At 42.0% G+C, this 15,352-nt stretch carries 11 protein-coding genes and 1 rRNA gene; 11 read left to right on the top strand and 1 reads right to left on the bottom strand.

What is annotated here, in order from left to right:
* Nucleotides 1-5: 5 nt before the first annotated feature.
* A 5S ribosomal RNA gene (gene rrf, locus DC077_RS10290) occupies nt 6-120 on the top strand.
* Between the two features lie 928 nt (nt 121-1,048).
* Here rrf and DC077_RS10285 read toward each other — a convergent pair.
* Nucleotides 1,049-1,339 (bottom strand): YkgJ family cysteine cluster protein, encoded by a 291-nt coding sequence (locus tag DC077_RS10285; protein WP_109202471.1) that lies wholly within the window; start codon nt 1,337-1,339, stop codon nt 1,049-1,051.
* Between the two features lie 283 nt (nt 1,340-1,622).
* Here DC077_RS10285 and rlmD point away from each other — a divergent pair, with 283 nt between their 5' ends.
* The 10 genes from rlmD (at nt 1,623) to thiD (ending at nt 14,907) form a co-directional block, all read left to right on the top strand.
* Nucleotides 1,623-2,981 carry a 23S rRNA (uracil(1939)-C(5))-methyltransferase RlmD gene (gene rlmD / locus DC077_RS10280; protein ID WP_109218034.1) on the top strand — a complete coding sequence of 453 codons (1,359 nt, stop codon included), beginning with the start codon at nt 1,623-1,625 and terminating at the stop codon, nt 2,979-2,981.
* A 202-nt stretch (nt 2,982-3,183) separates the two neighbouring features.
* Nucleotides 3,184-4,089 carry a recombination-associated protein RdgC gene (gene rdgC / locus DC077_RS10275; RefSeq protein WP_109218033.1) on the top strand — a complete coding sequence of 302 codons (906 nt, stop codon included), beginning with the start codon at nt 3,184-3,186 and terminating at the stop codon, nt 4,087-4,089.
* Nucleotides 4,090-4,663: 574 nt separating this feature from the next.
* On the top strand, nt 4,664-6,625 hold the full coding sequence (gene parE / locus DC077_RS10270) for a DNA topoisomerase IV subunit B (RefSeq protein WP_109202474.1): 1,962 nt from the start codon (nt 4,664-4,666) through the stop codon (nt 6,623-6,625).
* Nucleotides 6,626-6,986: 361 nt separating this feature from the next.
* Complete coding sequence (oppB, locus tag DC077_RS10265) at nt 6,987-7,907, top strand: oligopeptide ABC transporter permease OppB (protein WP_094568557.1); 921 nt, start codon at nt 6,987-6,989, stop codon at nt 7,905-7,907.
* Nucleotides 7,908-7,918: 11 nt separating this feature from the next.
* On the top strand, nt 7,919-8,842 hold the full coding sequence (oppC, locus tag DC077_RS10260) for an oligopeptide ABC transporter permease OppC (RefSeq protein ID WP_094568558.1): 924 nt from the start codon (nt 7,919-7,921) through the stop codon (nt 8,840-8,842).
* Nucleotides 8,843-8,851: 9 nt separating this feature from the next.
* The gene (oppD, locus tag DC077_RS10255) at nt 8,852-9,826 is read left to right on the top strand and encodes an oligopeptide ABC transporter ATP-binding protein OppD (RefSeq protein WP_109218032.1); all 975 of its coding nucleotides are present in this window, start codon (nt 8,852-8,854) and stop codon (nt 9,824-9,826) included.
* Entirely contained in the window at nt 9,823-10,815 is a 993-nt protein-coding gene (gene oppF / locus DC077_RS10250) for a murein tripeptide/oligopeptide ABC transporter ATP binding protein OppF (RefSeq protein WP_109202476.1), read from the top strand. Before oppD ends, oppF begins: the two co-directional genes overlap by 4 nt.
* 259 nt (nt 10,816-11,074) lie before the next feature.
* Nucleotides 11,075-12,202, top strand: coding sequence for a radical SAM family heme chaperone HemW (gene hemW, locus DC077_RS10245; RefSeq protein ID WP_109202477.1), 1,128 nt, complete (start codon nt 11,075-11,077; stop codon nt 12,200-12,202).
* Between the two features lie 212 nt (nt 12,203-12,414).
* A complete protein-coding gene (locus DC077_RS10240) occupies nt 12,415-13,812 on the top strand; it encodes a Do family serine endopeptidase (protein ID WP_109218031.1) in 1,398 nt (465 codons plus the stop codon).
* A gap of 279 nt (nt 13,813-14,091) precedes the next feature.
* Nucleotides 14,092-14,907, top strand: a complete 816-nt coding sequence (gene thiD, locus DC077_RS10235) for a bifunctional hydroxymethylpyrimidine kinase/phosphomethylpyrimidine kinase (protein ID WP_109218035.1) — start codon at nt 14,092-14,094, stop codon at nt 14,905-14,907.
* Nucleotides 14,908-15,352: the final 445 nt, after the last annotated feature.

The raw sequence follows: 15,352 nt of genomic DNA, 5'->3' as shown, positions 1-15,352 counted from the left end.
GTTTTCCTGGGGATAATAGCGCTATGGAACCACCTGATCCCATCCCGAACTCAGAAGTGAAACGTAGCAGCGCCGATGGTAGTGTGGGAGATCCCATGTGAGAGTAGGTCAACCCCAGGGCTTTATCCTAAAAGCCTCTAGCTTAATCGCTAGAGGCTTTTTTCTTGCGTGCTTGTTTTGTCCCTCAAAAACATATTTCCTTAAAAATAATCTACTAAGACAATCTGCGGAGCCGCGGGAAACTACTATTTCGCTCTTTTAACCACTACATGCCCGCGGATAGGGCTTTTTTGATGTCGGTGTTAATTGATCATTCCCCTATATTTTTTTACAAAGCCATAAATGGATTGCTTCTAGCCGGCACAGGATCGTTAAAAGATCACAATCGTAAAATACGGCAATGCATCGGTTTTCTCAGCCTCTGTTTATTCAATAGATTTTTGGTAAAACATTGGTAATAAAGTCTAGGAAGCCGAGAACTGACAATTTCACTTTTTAACTACTGCATGCCCGCGAATGAGGCATCTTCGATGCCGAAATGGATTGCCTCTTGCCGGCACGAGATCGTTAAAAGATCACAATCGTAAAACCCGGCAACGCATCAGCTGTTCTTATTATCAATAAGCATGATAGATATATTGGGATTAATTGTTTTAAATAATCTTGCGTTGGCAGAAGACTAACCATTACGGCTTTGTAAAAACAATACGGGATAGGCCAGGAGTTGTAGACATGAGTAATAGCTAACGAAGGAGAAATCGATTATCAGTAATTATAAATGGATAGTGATTCATTAGTAATTGATTGCCGGTATTAGTATCAAAGATGCCACTCCGCGGGCATGCAATAGGAATAAGAATGAAATAGTAGGCTCCCGCGGCTCCGATGATTATCTTAGTGGATAGATCTACAGATATTGAAGATCAATTTTAAGTCGCTAGAGTTATCATATATTTGCAGGCAAGTGATCTCCCGCAACTCATCGGCTTCTCTTGACTTAATAGGTACTTGGTAAAATGATCTAGAGAATTATTGGATCAAAAAGTTCTTATTTCTCCTCTTTTTCTCGTGCTTTTACTTTCTGATCGAGCTGTAGGAGCTCACAGATTTGTAGATTCTCTGCGACAAACTCATCCCAGGGGATATGACGATAATTAGTATGATATTGATACTCAATATTGCAGATATCAGGACGCGTTTCATAGATTTCACACCGATTCTCTTCGGTGAGATGTTTGCAAACACCATCACCACGATCTAAATGTTGCAGTTCTGTTGCTAAATGTAGGTAACGGCAACAGGCGCCGCAACTTGTACAAGGGAAATAGTGTTCGCTCATGATTATCTCTCTATTCTTTGAGGTGGGGAAGGTGATCTTTGGTGATTTACTTTTAACTTACGATTACCATAATGCTTGAGTTATTTGGTTAAATTATCGAATCACTTTCCATAAGATCGATTGCTACCGTTTCTATTATACGCATTCTCTTACTATAACGCTTCGATCTTAATGTGAGGAATGATCGTTACCTAATTGATAAAGGGAGCGTTCTCTTTTCTTCTTTATAGATGAATGTGATAAACTTCTATATTGCAAAAATTTAAGTAAAAATGAGGTAATTGTGAGTAGAGGACATAGACGTGGAAGAGGTCGACGTAATAGAGTTCCAGTTGAGCCTATTACAGTAGATATTCATGATTTAGCACATGATGGCCGTGGCGTTGCCAAGGTTGAAGAGAAAGTGGTCTTTGTAGATGGTGCTCTCCCCGGTGAAAAGGTTGTTGCACAATATACCAAGGTTAAAAAAGAGTATGATGAAGCTCAAGCGACAGAGGTCTTAGTCAGTTCTCCTGATCGTGTAGAACCTTTCTGTGAGGCTTATGGTGTTTGTGGTGGTTGTCGATTACAACATCTTGATGCTGAGCGTCAGATCGATTTTAAAGCGGAGCAGCTACGTTCTAATTTGGCAAGACAAGCAGGTTTAACGGAGTATGAGCATCTGCCTAATCTTCGAGGGAAATCTCGTAATTACCGTTATAAAGCACGATTAGGGGTAAAAAATGTGCCGGCGAAAGAGCGAGTTCTTGTCGGTTTTCGTGAGCGTTTAACTCCTTTTATCGTCGATATGCATCGTTGTCCTATTTTAGAGGAGAAGATTGACCAACTCATCACGCCTCTCTCCGAGATGATCGGAAAGCTCTCGATTGCGGCAAAATTACCGCAGATTGAAGTTGCAGTAGGGGATGATACTCATGCATTAAGTTTTCGTGTACTTGAGCAGCCTACAGAAGAGGACTTAGAAGTTTTACGAGCTTTTGAAGAAGAGCATGACCTTATTCTCTACCTGCAACCAGGAAATGAATCGACCACAACGGCTTTAACAGAGAGAGGATCATCGGATCAAGCACTCTATTATCGTCTTCTCGATCAATTGACGCTCTACTTTAAGCCTTACCATTTTACGCAGGTCAATCCCGCGATGAATAATAAGATGGTTAAACAGGCATTATCGCTGCTCGATCTAAAAGGGGATGAGAAGGTACTCGATCTCTTTTGTGGTTTAGGAAACTTCACACTAGCCTTAGCAACCGTTGCGGGCTCAGTAATAGGGGTTGAAGGGGATAAGAGCTTAACCGAGTGGGCAGGGCGTAATGCTGAATATAATGGGATCAAAAATGTTGAATTCCATTGTGCGGATTTAACACAAGATCAACACGATGCTCCTTGGATGAATGAGCGTTATGATGCTATTTTAATAGATCCTCCGCGATCGGGAGCATTAGAGATGATGCCTTATTTAGGGACCTTAGCCCCAGAAAAGATTCTCTATGTATCGTGTCATCCGGCAACTTTAGCCCGTGATTTAGCACTTTTAACAAAAGAGTATCCCTATGAGTTAGTGTCGGCAGGGGTTATGGATATGTTCCCCCATACAGCACATGTGGAATCGATGGCACTACTTGTTCGTAAAGGTGAATAGAGCTGTTATAGGGCAATCTATCTTATTTTGGCGATTTTAGTGCCGAAAGATTTAATGCCTAAAGAGAAGAAAGAGGAGGTAATCTCCTCTTTTTATTTTAATTGTTGATTTGTTGATTTGTTGAATTATTTAGTTATTTAGTTATTGAATTATCTGATATGAGGGGACTTCTCCCCTCTTCTAATTTTAAGGAGTTCTCATCATGCGACCATTTAAGAATATACTTATCTATCAATTTGATGAGCCATTCATGATGGATTCATCAGAGCTTGAGGCGTTGCTTAGCGAATATCCCCTACGAGAATGTGGCGATGATGAGTTAGAGACTTATGGTTGGTTACCGGCATTCTCTCAAGGAGAAAATCTTGTTGAGACGATTCATAGTGCCTACTTCATTCGTCTTGGTATGGAGGTGAAAAAATTACCTCGCCGAGCTATTCAAACGGCTGTTGAGAAGCGTGCTCGTGAGCATGAACTCGATCTTTATGATCGCGCTAGACTCAAAGAGCTTGAAGAGGTGATTACCAATGAATTTATTCGAAATGCTTATCCTGAGCAGAGTTCGATTATGGCCTATATTGATCGTGAGAAAAATTGGCTCGTCATTGATGCCACTTCTGAGAAAAAGGCCTCTTTGGTAACAGCTGTTTTGCGTAAAACATTGGGGGCACTGCCGGTAGTAGGATATGCACCGCAAGTTGAGATGGCGCTTTTGATGACCGATTGGGTTCAAAATGGTTTAAGTGATACCCGTTTTCAATTTCTCGATGAGATTGAACTTAAAGAGCTCAATAAAGAGGAGGGAGGTGTCGCGCGCTATCGTGGAATTCCGTTAGATTCAAAAGAGATTGAACTCAATATCTCAGAAGGGTGGAGTGTCACTAAAGTAGGGCTTGCTTATCAGGAGCTTGTCACCTTCTCCCTCGCGGAGGACTTTATTTTGAAGAGAGTCCGTTATCTTGATCAATTTCAGGAGCGCTTAGAGTTAAGTGATGATCAAAATGCCGTAGCGCAATCTAACGGTTATCTCTTGGTAGATACTGTTCGTCAGCTTGTAACAGATCTTTATAATCTCTGCTATCAAAGTACCCCGACCTCTCAGGCATAAGTGGGGGATTTAATCCTTTTTAGGATAAAAATAGAGAAGTTGGGTCGACATTTGGATGATTTTTATCAAAATAGACCATAAATGACCACTCTTTTGAGGCACGTTTCTCTATTTAAAGTAATATAATGTTTTCCATTGAGTGATATCGAGTGTGAGAGAAGATTAGGGCATGCTCTATCGGATCGAGATTGAGATTGATACTCATTGAATGGATAGTGTTCAATAATGATGATCTTGTTCTATTCATCAGATCGATGATGGGTCGATTGAAGATTTAATGTCATGATTAATGTCACGATTGAGGTCATTATTAGGGGCACTATCAATCAGCAGTAGAGGGTTAATTGATCTTATTGGCAACATTATCTTACTTAACTACTTTGGTCGCTTGCCGATTTTACAATTTTCAGGGATTCATCAATTACGATTGAGCTAAAAATTGAGAGATTTGATCGGTCAAATGAAAATGAAGATGAAAACGAAAAGTAACAGAAAGATAAAAGAGCTTTCTTTCAAAAGCTCTATTTTTTATTAATAATGATTGATTATTGTCGATGAGAGAGTTTTGCAACTTATGAGTAACAAACAATATACATCTCGTTCTATAGAAGTTCTATCTGGGCTAGATCCTGTACGTAAGCGCCCCGGCATGTATACCGATACAAGTCGTCCTAATCATATTCTGCAAGAAGTGGTTGATAACTCGGTAGATGAAGCGCTTGCCGGACATGCAACTGCCGTTACCGTGACACTCTATCACGATGGATCGCTAGGCGTTAAAGATGATGGACGTGGAATGCCTGTCGATATTCATCCTGATCATGGCGTCAGTGGCGTTGAGTTGATCTTAGCGACCCTTCATGCCGGCGGGAAGTTCAACAATGAGAGTTACCAATATTCCGGTGGTTTACATGGGGTAGGGGTCTCTGTTGTGAATGCGCTTTCTGAGACATTAGAGGTGATTGTTCATCGAGAAGGGAAGATCTATCGTATCACCTTCAATGATGGTTATAAGGCGAGTGAGCTCGAAGTAATCGGCAAATGTACAAAGAACGAAACTGGAACAGAGATTCGTTTTAAGCCGGATGCGAAATATTTTGATTCACCCAAAATTGCTAAAAAGGCGCTCTCCGATCTTTTAAAAGCAAAAGCGATTCTCTGTGCCGGCTTGAAGATCACCTTGATCGATCAAACTCACAAAGAGGAAGAGGTCACCGTTTGGTGTTATGAATCGGGTGTTGAAGAGTATCTTTACGATACCTTAAAAGAGGTTGATCATCTTCCTAAAGAGATCATCTTCGGTGAGTATCGAGGAGAGAGTGAAGAGGCTATCTGGGGACTTGCTTGGAATGAAGTAGGCGCCCCGATAATGGTTGAGAGTTATGTTAACTTAATTCCTACTCCATTAGGCGGAACCCATGTCAATGGAATGAAGTCGGGCTTGACGGAAGCGCTTCGTGATTTTTGTGAGCAGCGAAACCTGCTTCCAAGAGGTGTGCGCATTACGCCGGAAGATCTCTTCTCTCATCTTAACTTCTTATTATCGGTCAAGATGCAGGAGCCTCAATTCTCAGGACAGACTAAAGAGCGTCTCAGTTCTCGTAGTATCGCAACACTACTCAATGGCGCGATTAAAGATTTCTTCACTCTTTGGCTCAATAACCATGTTGAAGATGGAGAAGAGATCGCCGAATTGGTGATTACTACTGCTCAAGCACGTCTTAAGAGTGCAAAAACCGTTGTACGTAAACGGGTATCGCAAGGGCCTAAACTTCCTGGCAAGCTCGCAGATTGCGTAAGTACCGATGTTAATGAGACAGAGCTCTTTTTAGTGGAGGGGGATTCTGCGGGTGGATCGGCAAAACAGGCGCGCGATCGTGATACACAAGCTGTGATGGCGCTGAGAGGGAAGATTCTCAATACTTGGGAAGTCCCCACAAGTGAAATTTTAGCCTCTAACGAAATTCATGATATCTCTGTTGCTATCGGGGTAGATCCCAACAATGAGAATCTTGATGAGTTACGTTATGGCAAAATCTGCATTTTAGCGGATGCAGACTCCGATGGTCTCCATATCGCCACCTTGATCTGTGCGCTCTTTTTGAAGCACTTTCCCAAGTTGGTCGCTGCGGGGCATCTATTTGTTGCTTTACCACCACTTTATCGAATCGATGTGGGTAAAGAGGTTTTTTATGCGCTAGATGAGGAGGAGAAAGAAGCAATCTTAAAACAACATGAGAAGAGTCGTGGACAGAAGTCGGTCACTCGCTTTAAAGGGCTAGGGGAGATGAATCCTATGCAGCTGCGAGAGACGACGATGAGTCCTGACACGCGTCGATTAGTTCAGTTAGTTATTTCTGAAGCATCGGTAGCAACATCTGAAGGAGGTTCGATTGCCATAGAGAGTGTCGATACGCTCGATGGGGAAGCACTTCTTGAAGATCCTATCGCTGTTTTCGATAAATTACTAGCACGAAATCAGCGTCAAGAACGTAAAGAGTGGATTGAGAGTAAACATTTTGAACCTGAGATTTAAGTCTCAAATACCTCAGCAAATGGTCAATTAGATGGTCAATTAGATGGTCAATTGGATGATCCCCTAAATGAATCACTAAGAATCACTAAATGGCTCATTGTGATGAGGATGATTTTTAAGAAGAGATGACACGATGACAGCGCATTCGAAGATGAAGTTAAGGAGGATCGAGTGATCGCTGCTATCTCTATAAACTCTCATATCTGCTGATTTTATAATCTACTAAAAAATAGTCTACTCAATGATCTACTCAATCTACCGCTAACATTGTGGTAGAGGGGAGATACCTAATATGATTGGGTAATCACAAAGATAGATACTGACAATAAGCTATTAACCATAGCAAAATAAAGGATAGAGCATGATACGATTTATATTAAGGCGTGTATTGGAGGCCATTCCAACACTGCTTGTGTTGATTACAATCTCATTTTTTATGATGAGATTGGCGCCGGGAAGCCCATTTACAGGTGATCGGATGTTACCCCCTGAGGTATTGGCAAATATAGAGGCGAAATATAATTTAAATGCCCCACTATATGAGCAATATTTCGATTATCTAAAGCAGTTGTTACGAGGTGATTTAGGTCCCTCCTTCCGCTATCGGGATTATACGGTCAATGAATTGATCGCTACCCACTTTCCCACCTCGGCAAAATTGGGAATGGCTGCGTTTGTTTTAGCCGTTATTTTAGGAACGCTTGCCGGAACAATTGCCGCACTCAAACAGAATAGCTTCTGGGATTATTTAGTGATGAGCTTTGCGATGACCGGCGTTGTTGTTCCTAGCTTTGTCGTTGCGCCACTCCTAGTGCTTCTCTTTGCAATTACGCTCCATTGGTTACCTGCCGGTGGTTGGTATGGCGGGAAGATTCAATATATGTTACTCCCTATGATTGCCCTCTCTCTTGCCTATATTGCTAGTATTGCGCGGATTATGCGTAGCTCCATGATTGAGGTTCTTAACTCGAACTTTATCCGGACGGCAAAATCGAAAGGATTGCCGATGCGGACCATCATTATTAAGCATGCCCTGCGTCCGGCGCTGCTTCCGGTTCTCTCCTATTTAGGGCCTGCATTTGTCGGAATTATCACCGGCTCGCTGGTGATTGAGAAGATCTTTGGTCTTCCCGGAATTGGAACGCTCTTTGTTGATGGCGCGCTCAATCGCGATTATTCAACAGTTTTGAGTGTAACAATTCTCGTCGGGAGTTTAACGATTCTATTTAATATGATTGTCGATATTCTCTATGCAGTGATCGACCCGAAAATACGTTACTAAAGGAGAATCTGATGGATATCGTATCGAAACAGAAGAGAGAAGCGGTCGAAGAGTTCTCCGAAAATTTAAGTGATAATCTCAATATTGCAGGGCGTAGTCTCTGGCAGGATGCGCGTCGACGTTTTATGCGTAATCGTGCGGCAATGACAAGTCTCTTAGTTCTTGCTTGTATTGCGCTCTTTGTGATCTTTGCCCCCCTGGTTTCTGAGTATAGTTATGACCATACCGATTGGGGCATGATGACAAGTCCTCCTGACTTTGAATCGGGACACTATCTCGGAACGGATTCTAATGGCCGCGATATCTTTGTTCGTATCGCCGTTGGGGGAAGAATTTCACTTTTAGTGGGGATTTCTGCAGCATTTGTTGCTGTCTTGATGGGAACTTTTTATGGTTCACTCTCTGGCTATGTTGGGGGGCGTGTTGACTCCTTGATGATGCGTGTTTTAGAGATTTTAAACTCATTCCCCTTCATGTTCTTTGTCATTCTTTTAGTGACCTTCTTTGGCCAGAACCTCTTCTTAATCTTCTTAGCGATCGGAATGGTGTCATGGCTCGATATGGCAAGGATTGTTCGTGGGCAGACATTGAGTCTTAAGAATCGGGAGTTTATTGAAGCGGCAAAGGTCTCGGGGGTCTCAACGGCACTTATTATCTTCCGCCATATTGTTCCGAATGTTTTAGGTGTTGTTGTGGTCTATGCTTCGCTCTTAGTGCCGAGCATGATTCTATTTGAATCTTTCTTAAGCTTCTTAGGATTAGGGGTGCAGGAGCCGATGAGTAGTTGGGGATCACTATTAGCTGATGGCGCAAACTCTATGGAAGTTGCACCTTGGCTCTTAATCTTCCCGGCACTATTTTTAATCGTGACCCTCTTTTGTTTTAACTTTATTGGGGATGGGCTTCGTGATGCGCTCGATCCAAAAGATCGCTAGGAGAGCACAATGAGTGAATTATTATTAGATGTAAAAGATCTGAGTGTAGTCTTTGAGACCTATGATGGAGAGGTGACAGCAGTCAACTCGCTCAACTTCTCACTCAAAAAGGGTGAGACTTTAGGGATTGTTGGAGAGTCGGGATCTGGAAAATCACAGACAGCCTTCTCTTTGATGGGATTACTCGCTAAAAATGGTCGAGTGACGGGATCAGCGCTCTTTGAAGGGCGGGAGATTCTCAATCTTAAAGAGCATGAGTTGAACCGTCTTCGTGCTGAAGAGATTGCGATGATCTTCCAAGATCCGATGACCTCTCTTAACCCTTATATGACCGTCGGCGCACAGTTGATGGAAGTTTTAATGCTCCATAAAGGGATGAGTAAGAAGGATGCGTTTGAAGCTTCAGTGAAGATGCTTGATGCGGTGAAGATGCCGGAAGCAAGAAAGCGAATGAAGATGCATCCTCATGAGTTCTCCGGCGGAATGCGTCAGCGAGTGATGATTGCAATGGCGCTTCTCTGTCAGCCAAAATTGCTGATCGCAGATGAACCTACGACAGCACTCGATGTGACGGTACAAGCACAGATTATGGCGTTGCTCAATGAGCTGAAAGCAGAATTTGGAACGACGATCATTATGATCACCCATGACCTCGGGGTTGTTGCCGGCACTTGTGATAAAGTTTTGGTGATGTATGCCGGTCGTACCATGGAGTATGGGGGTGTTGAAGATATCTTCTATCAACCAAGCCATCCATATACTTTAGGGTTACTCGATGCGATCCCAACGTTAGAACATGATGAAGAGCTTCTTCATACAATTCCTGGTAATCCGCCTAATCTACTCCAGCTTCCTAAAGGTTGCCCCTTTACACCTCGCTGTGAGTGGCGAGATAGTCGCTGTTCCGAAGCGCCCCGTTTAGAGCCTTTCGGTAATGAGCGCCTACGAGCTTGCTTTAGAGATGCAAAGGAGTTATTAGCATGAGTGAACAGAATAGATCAAAAGTGATTCTAGAAGTTGATCAGTTGAAAGTCCATTTTCCCATTCGTGAGAAGAGCCAATACTTTTGGGAGAAGCCCTTGGTGCTGAAAGCGGTCGATGGAGTAAGTTTTAAACTCTATGAAGGGGAGACTTTAGGAGTTGTTGGTGAATCAGGTTGTGGAAAATCAACATTAGCACGAGCAATTATCGGTTTAGCCCCGGTGACCGATGGTGTTGTCTCTTATTTAGGGCAAGATCTTGGTCAAGCATCAAAGCGTGAGATGCAGGCGATTCGGAAAGATATTCAGATGATCTTTCAAGATCCTTTAGCCTCTCTCAATCCTCGTATGACAATTGGGGATATTATTGCAGAGCCCTTAAAAACGCACTTTCCTAAACTCTCAAATCATGAGGTTAAAGAGCGAGTTAAGGCGATTATGGCGCGTGTAGGGTTACTACCTAATGTGATTAACCGTTATCCCCATGAGTTCTCTGGGGGGCAATGTCAACGAATTGGTATTGCGCGAGCCCTTATTTTGGAGCCTAAAATTATTATCTGTGATGAACCGGTCTCCGCGCTTGATGTATCGATTCAAGCCCAAGTGATCAATTTATTGAAGTCGTTGCAGAAAGAGATGGGCTTATCACTTGTATTTATTGCCCATGATTTGGCCGTGGTTAAACATATCTCTGATCGAGTATTGGTCATGTATCTCGGTAATGTTGTTGAGCTGGGAACAAAGCTTGAGGTCTATCATGATACCAAGCATCCTTATACGAAAGCATTGATGCAAGCGGTGCCGCTTCCTGATCCATCAAGAGAGAAAGGGAAAACCTTAGATCTGCTAGAAGGGGATCTTCCCTCTCCTATCAATCCCCCCTCAGGTTGTGTTTTTAGAACACGCTGTAAAGAGGTGACGCCACAATGTGCCGAAGTTAAGCCAGGATTGAAAGGCGTTAGCCATCTTTCGGCCTGTCTGTTAACGGAGTAGGATTAAGAATAGAGAATAGTCGTAGAAGAGATATTTCTAGAAGAGATACTTCATTTGAGGTATCTCTTTTTTATTGCCCTAATTTGCCCTAATAAATAGTTATCGCTAAATAGTGGGAGTTTTTTGGCATTGATGATTAGTACTGATGGAGTTATAGCGCGGATAAACTCCGTCAAAAGATGTGATTGATGGTACAGTAGCGGGAAAATTATAGATTTATCCATGATTTCGCCGATTAATTGCAGAGAGAGTTATCATCATGATCCCATTATCACTCTATATCCACTTTCCATGGTGTATTCAGAAGTGTCCTTATTGCGATTTTAATTCCCATCAAAACAATAGTGCGCTCTATGAGCCCTATATGCAGACCTTAACTGCCGATCTTTTAGAAATTTTACCCTCGGTCTGGGGTAGAAGAATCCATTCGATCTTTATAGGCGGCGGGACTCCTAGCTTGATTCCCCCAGCGCTGTTAGATCAATTTTTTACAGAGCTTAGAACATTACTCAATTTTGATCCTAATATTGAGATCACAATGGAGGCAAATCCCGGCACTGTGGATGCACAATATTTCCAACAATATCGTGAAATTGGGATTAATCGCCTCTCAATAGGTGTTCAGAGCCTTAATGATCGACTTTTAGAGAAGATTGGGCGCATTCATTCAAGTGATGAAGCGATCAAGGCCTTTGAGATAGCACGTAATGCCGGATTTACCAATATTAATTGTGATCTAATGTTTGCGCTGCCAGAGCAGAGTTTAGAGGAGGCCTTAGAGGATCTATCCGGTGTATTAGCATTAGCGCCGGAACATATCTCTCACTATCAACTCACCTTAGAACCGAACACCTACTTCCATCGTTATAAGCCGCCACTTCCTCAAGAAGAGATTATTGAATCGATGCAACTTGAGAGCTACCGCTATCTTGCAGCGAAGGGGTATCAACATTATGAGGTCTCTGCTTTTGCTCAACCCGGACATCAGAGTCAACATAATCGAAATTATTGGGAGTTTGGGGACTATATCGGAATTGGCGCCGGTGCTCATGGTAAGATTACAATGATGAATGAAGAGAAGATCTACCGAACGCAGATTGAAAAGCATCCTCGCACCTATCTGGAAAAGAGTGCCGGTGAACGTTTAACGCGGCATGAGATCGCATCAGAAGATCTCCCTTTTGAATTTTTCCTCAATATATTGCGCCTAAAGTCGGGGGTGCCGAGTTCTTATTGGCAGGAGCGAACCTTTCTTCCAGAGAAAAGGATTGCCAGCTTTTTAGAAGAGAATCGAAAAGAAGGTCTATTAGAACCCCTCAATGATCAGATTGCCCCAACGGAAAGAGGGCTACTCTTTGTCAATAAGATGTTAGAGCAATTACTCTAAAATAACTCTAAAATTATTCTAAAACTACTTTAAAGCTATTCTAAAGTTACTCTAGAGTCTCTTTAATTGAGTAAGAAAATGGCAAGGCTTATGGGGAATCTGATAAGGAGATTTTACAGTATTTCTTGTGTGATGTGCTTGAATTTTCATCACAAGCGCCCATATTGAATAACTAAGATAGTTTCCGATAAATGGATAACAAGGAGCATTCAATGAAGTTAGGAAAACGCTATTTACAGCAGGCTGGACTCTTTTTTGTGGCAATCGCAATGCTGATTGTTCAACAAGCTCTAGCTCAGTTGCCTGATTGGAGTGAACTGTTTGAAAAGAATAAAGCAGCTGTCGTTAGTATTACAACAGAGGGGACAGAGACAATCACAGGTTGGTCTCCTTTTGAGGGATTCTCATTTGGTGGCCCATCCCCCTTTGGAGAGATGGATCCTTTTAGCTTCTTTTTTGGAGATAAACCACAAAAAGAGCAGGAGCGAATTGTCCGAGGGGCAGGTTCAGGATTTGTTATTGATGAAGAGGGCTATGTGATCACAAATGCGCATGTGGTTGCCGATGCGGATAAGATTAAAGTTCACTTAGCAGATCGTCGTGAGCTTCCAGCAGAATTAGTTGGGTTAGATGAAAAGACTGACGTGGCCGTTTTAAAGATCGATGCGGATCAATTACCCGTTGTAAAAATTGCCAATGTTGAAGATCTTAAGGTAGGGCAGTGGGTCATGGCGGTAGGTTCCCCATTTGGTCTCGACTATACAGCGACTCAAGGGATTATCAGTTCATTAGGTCGTAATCTTCCTAACGATAACTTCACCCCTTTTATCCAAACAGATGCCGCTATCAATCCGGGTAACTCTGGTGGACCACTCTTTAATACAAAAGGGGAAGTGATTGGTATTAACTCACAGATCTATACGAGTACCGGAAGTTATGCGGGTGTCAGCTTTGCTATCCCGATCGATTTAGCGATGCATATTGTTCAACAACTTCGTGAAGATGGTAAAGTTTCACGCGGATGGTTAGGAGTGCAGATCCAAGAAGTAACCGCAACACTTGCAGAGACTTTTGATCTAGATAAACCGAAAGGTGCATTGATCGCAAGTATTGTGCCGGAGAGCCCCGCAGATAAATCGAAGTTAAAAGTGGGGGACATCATCTTAAAATTTGGTGATCAAGAGGTGGTCTCTTCAAGTCAACTTCCTATTTTAGTGAGCCGAATTAAAGCAGATGAAGTGGTTGAAGTTGAAGTTCTTCGAGATGGTCAGCGAGAGACGATTGAAGTTACGATCGAAGCGTTAGATGATGAAGGGCGAAAAATTGCCGGTAGTCAAAGTGCCTCTAAAAATGTTTTAGGGGTTACTGTGGAAGAGAGTAAACAGAACGCTCCTGTAAAAGGTGTTGTGATTACAGCTGTCGCAAAAGGTATTGCTAAAAATGCAGGGTTGATTCCAGGAGATGTGATTACACAGGTTAATGGCTTAGAAGTTTCAGATATTAAGAGTTTTGATACTGCTTTAAAAGCAACTGAGAAGGATCAGATCTTAAGAATCCTCATTAATCGCCAGGGAACACCTTACTTTGTTGCGGTTAAAAAGGAGAAATAGTGGGAGAAATCAGATTATTCAATGAATAATCGATCAATACTCCAATCAACACTCCAATTAATATTCCTTCAAGCGAAGGAAGAGAGCCTAGAGAGATCTAGGCTCTTCTATTTTATGGAGAATGATGTGGGATGTGCTAGATACTACTTTTTCTGTGGTATCTATTGGGTATTGCTATAATAGAGAGGCAGAGTTAACGCTCTGTTAGGTTGCAGATCAGATATGAGTTATAGAAGTGACAACCGCTATAGAATCTATTGAAAAATGAAGGATAAAGAGATGAAGAAGATTTTAACAATCGCAGGATCTGACTCTAGTGGAGGAGCCGGAATACAAGCAGATTTAAGAACATTTGCTAAACATAATCTTTATGGGTTTTGCGCGTTAACGGTAATTGTTACGATGGATCCTAAGGCCAATTGGTCACATGGTGTCTATCCGATCGAAGTTAAGACTATTGAAGCGCAGCTCAATACTGCTATCGATGGTGTTGGAGTTGATGCCATTAAGTTAGGGATGTTGCCAACGCCAGAAATTATCTCTTTAGTTTCACAAAAACTTCACTCTTTATCGAGAGAGATTCCTATTGTCGTAGATCCTGTTATGGTTTGTAAGGGCGATGAGCCTCTCTTTCCAGAACATGCAAAAGCGATTCGTGAATCACTCGTCTCTTTTGCAACAGTAGTGACGCCAAATTTATTTGAGGCTGCGCAACTTGCCGGCATGAGTAAGATCACCTCTTATGAAGAGGCTGTTACTGCTGCGAAAAAGATTATGACCTTGGGCTGTAAAGCTGTTGTGATTACAAATGTCGGTAGCCTTATGGCACCTAAAACATCAGGAGATCTCTACTATGATGGGGAAGAGCTTCTCTTAATTGAAGGGGCATTTATCGATACTCACCATACACATGGATTAGGATGTACCTTCGCTGCGCATGTTGCTGCAAATCTCTGTAAGGGTTACTCCAAACGAGAAGCGACAGTATTGGCGAAAGAAGCTATTCGTGCCGGCATTAAGCGACATTTTGCGCTCAATAGTTATGTGGGAACACTCAACTTTGAAGAGAGTTTTAACGCCATCGAAGAGAAGTAGCAGAAAATAGTTCCCGCTTTGATATCTCTATTATTGAGACTGTAGATGGTTCATAAGCGATTTTAAGAGACAAGCTAATTTAATTTGTTAAAGTGAGCTTGTCTCTTTTTTGTGGGATTTTCTGTTTGGTTTTGACTAAACGCTTATACTAAGCGATTTTTATCGTTTTCGATCATCATTGATTGATAATCAATAGATTACATATTTATCAAACTCTCTTGAAGACAATGTTTAAGTTGCTGTTGATGGGTGACAAGATGAAACACTCGAAAAATTTTCAAAGATTTTTCAAAAAAAGAGTTGCAAATAAAATCAAAAGGGGTAAGATACATCACCTCAGGCGACACAGCCCTTTTGAAAACAGCAAAAAGCAACGAAATAAGCAGTATAAATAAGTAGTGTTTTTTTGAAGTCTTTGAATGTTTTTAAATAAAGTTGTTAAACG

The organism is Ignatzschineria cameli, assembly GCF_003121895.1.
Taxonomy (GTDB): domain Bacteria; phylum Pseudomonadota; class Gammaproteobacteria; order Cardiobacteriales; family Wohlfahrtiimonadaceae; genus Ignatzschineria; species Ignatzschineria cameli.
Note: the sequence above shows the minus strand (reverse complement) of the source record. Positions and strands in the feature narration are given on the sequence as shown.

What these genes read in the sequence shown, in the direction of transcription:
- DC077_RS10285 (WP_109202471.1), bottom strand. Translation starts at nt 1,339, where the DNA reads ATGAGCGAACACTATTTCCCTTGTACAAGTTGCGGCGCCTGTTGCCGT.
- rdgC (WP_109218033.1), top strand. Translation starts at nt 3,184, where the DNA reads ATGCGACCATTTAAGAATATACTTATCTATCAATTTGATGAGCCATTC.
- parE (WP_109202474.1), top strand. Translation starts at nt 4,664, where the DNA reads ATGAGTAACAAACAATATACATCTCGTTCTATAGAAGTTCTATCTGGG.
- oppB (WP_094568557.1), top strand. Translation starts at nt 6,987, where the DNA reads ATGATACGATTTATATTAAGGCGTGTATTGGAGGCCATTCCAACACTG.
- oppC (WP_094568558.1), top strand. Translation starts at nt 7,919, where the DNA reads ATGGATATCGTATCGAAACAGAAGAGAGAAGCGGTCGAAGAGTTCTCC.
- oppD (WP_109218032.1), top strand. Translation starts at nt 8,852, where the DNA reads ATGAGTGAATTATTATTAGATGTAAAAGATCTGAGTGTAGTCTTTGAG.
- oppF (WP_109202476.1), top strand. Translation starts at nt 9,823, where the DNA reads ATGAGTGAACAGAATAGATCAAAAGTGATTCTAGAAGTTGATCAGTTG.
- hemW (WP_109202477.1), top strand. Translation starts at nt 11,075, where the DNA reads ATGATCCCATTATCACTCTATATCCACTTTCCATGGTGTATTCAGAAG.
- DC077_RS10240 (WP_109218031.1), top strand. Translation starts at nt 12,415, where the DNA reads ATGAAGTTAGGAAAACGCTATTTACAGCAGGCTGGACTCTTTTTTGTG.
- thiD (WP_109218035.1), top strand. Translation starts at nt 14,092, where the DNA reads ATGAAGAAGATTTTAACAATCGCAGGATCTGACTCTAGTGGAGGAGCC.